A 4,082-nucleotide genomic window follows, 5' to 3' on the forward strand; every position below is an offset into this window, starting at 1 on the left:
GCGGCGCCTGGGGCCGCGCCTGTCTTGCGCTATATCGGGGAGTCTATCATCTCCCGAACCCTGGGTGCCTGGCGGCAGGGCGGGCTGCTTCGGGCAGCTCCGCGTCTGGATCCGGGTCATATTGTCTTCGGCCGTGGCGTTGGTCTTGTTGTATTTGTACCCGTTGAGGACGCCCTCCCGGTTGCGCTTGATGCTCTTGGCGGCTCGCCTCATCTCGGGGATGCCGCTTCTTATGGCGAGGCTGATCCATTTGGAGAGCGAGTCGCGCTTGTCTGCGCACCATTCCATGTCCGACCAGTCGCGGAACAGGTGCATGAGCTCGTATGCGCACTTGAGATCGGGGTCGGCCTCGAGCAGGCGCTCGACCTTGGCGACGCGTGCCTCGCGGGGCTTGAGAAAGGTAAGTTCGCGTATCTCTTCTTCGGTAAGGTCGAGGGTGGACATCAAGGTCGCGCGGTTGGCTGCGAGCCTCTCCGCGTACTCGAGGTCGACGCGCTCGAGCTCCTCGGGGCTCGCCAGGAAGAGCTTCCAGGCCTTTCGCACCTCCTTGCGCAGGTCAGCTGGCAGCGACTCGTCTCCCTGGACGCGCTTGCGCACGTCGCCGAACGCCTCGTTGACCAGCTTGATGACGTGGAAGCGGTCGAGGCACAGCGTCGCGTCGGGGCACCAGGTCCTCTGGGCCCTGATGAACATGGGGCTCATGTCGCAGCACCAGAAGCGGACGGAGGCGCGCTCCCTTGCGTCGAATCTCCCGAAGAAGCGCTCCAGGCACTTGGACGTGAGCTGCGGCAGGATCTCCACCAGGAATCCCGAGTCCCCGTCGGCTATCGCGACCGCCATCTTGCCCTGGTCGCTGTTGGCCTTGAACTCGTCTATGCACAATGTCGCAGGCAGGTAGCGCGCGTCGAATATCGCCCGGTCGAGGACCTTGTTGACCATGTAGGGGCTCGGCCCGTTCTTCTCGCTCGTCGCCTTCACGGACTTCTTGTCCATGAGGTCGAACAGGATCAGGTCCTGCACGTCGACGGACATGTGGATGGAGGCGCTCCCTATCATCTCGTGGGTCTCGTTCCAGGTCTTTCCGCGCTTGGGGCAGATCATGCGGGTGACCTCGATCATCAGCATGAGCGGCACTCGGTGCGCCGGCACGTGCCATACCTTGCGCCAGCGACGGCCCTTGACGTGGGCGTGCGCACCGCAGCGAGGGCACGTACGCTCTCGCACCTCCCGGCGCAGGTAGGCGACGTCGACGTCGCCCTTACGGGAGAACTTGACGACCTCGTAGTCCTCCGAGATGCCCAGCGCTTCGTTGATCTTGGGCGTATTCTTCTTCGCCATCACATCCACCTCCCCTCGAGCCCTGCGAGCTCGAGCTGGCGTACGAGCGCCCCGCAAAGGTTCGGACACCCTGCAGGAGGTGGGCATAGAATCGCCTCGTCCGCCTCGGCACAGCAAAACTCGTGCGCACATGCTTCGCGTTCGTCCCAGAGTTCGACCAGATCAGCAGCTGACAGCTCGTCTGCAAATGACCTTTCGGCCAGCGCTCGTCTCCAAGCGCTCGCTTCAATCGGTGTCGTCCCGTTTCTCATGGCATTGCTCCTAACTGCCACGAACGCGGGCTGCCATAGGGGCGAGGGGGGAGGTTCCAGCTTCCCCCTCGCCCTGCCTTCCCGGCGCACGGGCACACCCGCACCCGCGGCGAACATCTTTCCTTCGCGCGCCGAACGGGACGATCGTAGGCCTATGAGCGGAGCAAACGCCAAGATTTTGGGCATATGCGATTACCCGACTTTATCTGGAGGTTGGAGAAGTTTTGCAAATCAGCGAAGAAACGTGGGGGAGGCGGCTTAAATGCCCCGAAACAGAGAAATCCCCCAACTATTTAGAGAGAGCCAAGTTATCAAATGAGCAAGGTCCTCATATATTCAGAGGCTTGGGGCAAGGGCGGCATTGAGACGTTCGTGAGGAACGTCTTGCCAAGCCTTGTCGAAGCGGGGTTCGAAGTCGACATCTTCTCCACGTGGGACTGGAAGGAGCAGGATGACGCTTGGCTGGAGAGTCTGGGCGGCAATCGCTTTACGGCTTTCAGGGGGTTCAGGCCTGGCCAGGTGAGGCGTCTCGTAGAGGGCCCTCGAGCGTTTCGTCGGCTGTTGGATGCGAGCGGGTATGATGTCGTCTGGGTCAACACCATGAACGGCATGGGCTTCCGGTTCGCCCGGGAGGCCGAGCTCGCGGGAGTGCCGGTCCGTGTCGTCCACTCTCACAACTCGGATGTAGGCGACGGGGCCAAGCTTCTCAAGCGCGCTGTGGGTAGTATTGGGATTGCTCTTTGGGGCGGCAGCTCCACTAGGAACGTTGCCTGCTCCGCCGATGCGGGAAGATACCTATTCCGCGGCAGGCCGTTTGACGTCATCAGCAACGGGGTGGACGTCGGGCGCTTCCGCTTCAGCCAGGCGAAGCGCGAGCGGGCGCGAGGAGAGCTCGGGGTGGATGACAACACCACGCTCGTGGGGAGTATCGGAAGGATCGATGCACAGAAGAACCCCCTCTTCCAGGTCGAGGTCTTCGCCGAGTACGGGAGGATGGACGCTGGGTCGAAGTATCTGATGCTCGGGCAGCCGGCCATGGTTGACGAGGTTCTTGAAAGAGCTCGTCAGCTCGGCGTTGACGGTGACCTTATCGTTCGTGAGTCGGTCCAGGACCCTTCCCCATATTACAGTGCGCTGGACGCGTTTCTTATGCCGTCTCTGCACGAAGGCCTGGGTTTCGCGCAGGTTGAGGCGCAGTGCGCGGCTCTACCCGTGCTATGCACAGATACTATGCCTGAGGAGGCTGACCTAACCGAGCTCTCGCAACACTGCTCGCTGGACGATTCTCCCGTTGTATGGGCTGAGCGCCTGTGGGAGTTGGTTGAGGCTTTCAGGGGAAAGCGATGCGGTTTTTACGCTGATGAGGTGGAGAGAGCTGGCTTTTCGTCGGACGCTTGCGCACGGAAAGTGATCGAAGTCATTAGTGGCGCGCAAGATGGTTTATAAGAAGTCTGCCGCCTCGTTTTGCGAATGCATCCTCGTGAAACAGGGTGCTTCTGTTTGCGCCGGAGCAAAGGTGCTGGCTAAGTCGAGCGATACTTTGACCACAGGGCGCGACGCCGTCATTGCGGGCAACGCGGTAGTTGCATGCAATGTACCCGTCCATGAGATATGGGGAAGCACCCCTGTCCTCAAGATCGGAGAGGTGGATGTCTAAGTCTGTCCCACTCGTTTCGATTGTCGTTCCGTTTTACAACTTACAGGATTGCGCCTCTCGTTGTCTTGATTCTATCCTAGCCCAGGACTTCGTCGACTTTGAAGTGGTGTGCGTCGATGACGGGTCGAGAGATAAGACTGGTGAGATACTCGACTCGTATGCAAGACTCGACGAGCGCGTTAGGGTGCTGCATCGTGATAACGGGGGGCTTTCGGCTGCCCGGAACAGCGGCGTCTCAGCGTCTCGTGGAATGTTCGTGAGCTTTGTCGACGGCGATGATATGGTACATCCCCGTTATCTCAGCCAGCTGTGGCGAGCCCTCGAAGGGCGAGAAGACCGGATGGCTGTATGCGGTGCCGTGCGTATCGCGGACGGCACCGCAGTGCCCGATGGCCCCGGTCATCGGAGGTCGTTGCGCGTTATGGATTGCAGCTCTGCTGCTTTCTCGATCATATTCAATGAGATAAGCGAATCGGCATGGGGAAAGCTAGCTCCGAGACGGATATTCATAGAAACGCCCTTTCCAGAGGGTCAGCTGTACGAGGATCAGAGCGTCATATGTGCTCACCTAGCAGCAGTTAGCGATGTTGCCGTTGTCGATGAGCGCTTGTATGGCTACGTGATGAGAGACGGATCCATTGTCAACGTGCGTTGTGTTGATCTGGGACAGATTGCTGATTACAAGAAGGCTATAGAGAGATTTTGCTCCGATGCAGGCAGCTCATGGCCCGAGCTTGTTCGATACTTGACTTGGTGGCAGGCTTTTTGCGCCGTGAGGATTCACTCACTCGCTTCTAGGTTGTCGGATGAGGCCAAGGGACGGGAGATTGACGAGA

At 59.8% G+C, this 4,082-nt stretch carries 3 protein-coding genes; 2 read left to right on the forward strand and 1 reads right to left on the reverse strand.

The features are described from left to right. Positions 1–1,338 (reverse strand): ISL3 family transposase (locus tag G7Y49_RS11735; RefSeq protein WP_165174033.1); only part of this gene is annotated, 1,338 nt, incomplete at its 3' end. A gap of 566 nt (positions 1,339–1,904) precedes the next feature. On the opposite strand from G7Y49_RS11735, the gene G7Y49_RS11740 reads away from it, so the two are divergent. Both G7Y49_RS11740 and G7Y49_RS11745 read left to right on the forward strand, forming a co-directional pair. Next, complete coding sequence (locus G7Y49_RS11740) at positions 1,905–3,035, forward strand: glycosyltransferase (protein WP_165174035.1); 1,131 nt, start codon at positions 1,905–1,907, stop codon at positions 3,033–3,035. A gap of 158 nt (positions 3,036–3,193) precedes the next feature. After that, a partial coding sequence (locus G7Y49_RS11745; protein ID WP_165174037.1) for a glycosyltransferase family 2 protein occupies positions 3,194–4,082 on the forward strand: 889 nt, incomplete at its 3' end.

The sequence above is a fragment of the Adlercreutzia sp. ZJ242 genome, from assembly GCF_011038995.1.
GTDB lineage: Bacteria > Actinomycetota > Coriobacteriia > Coriobacteriales > Eggerthellaceae > CAAEEV01.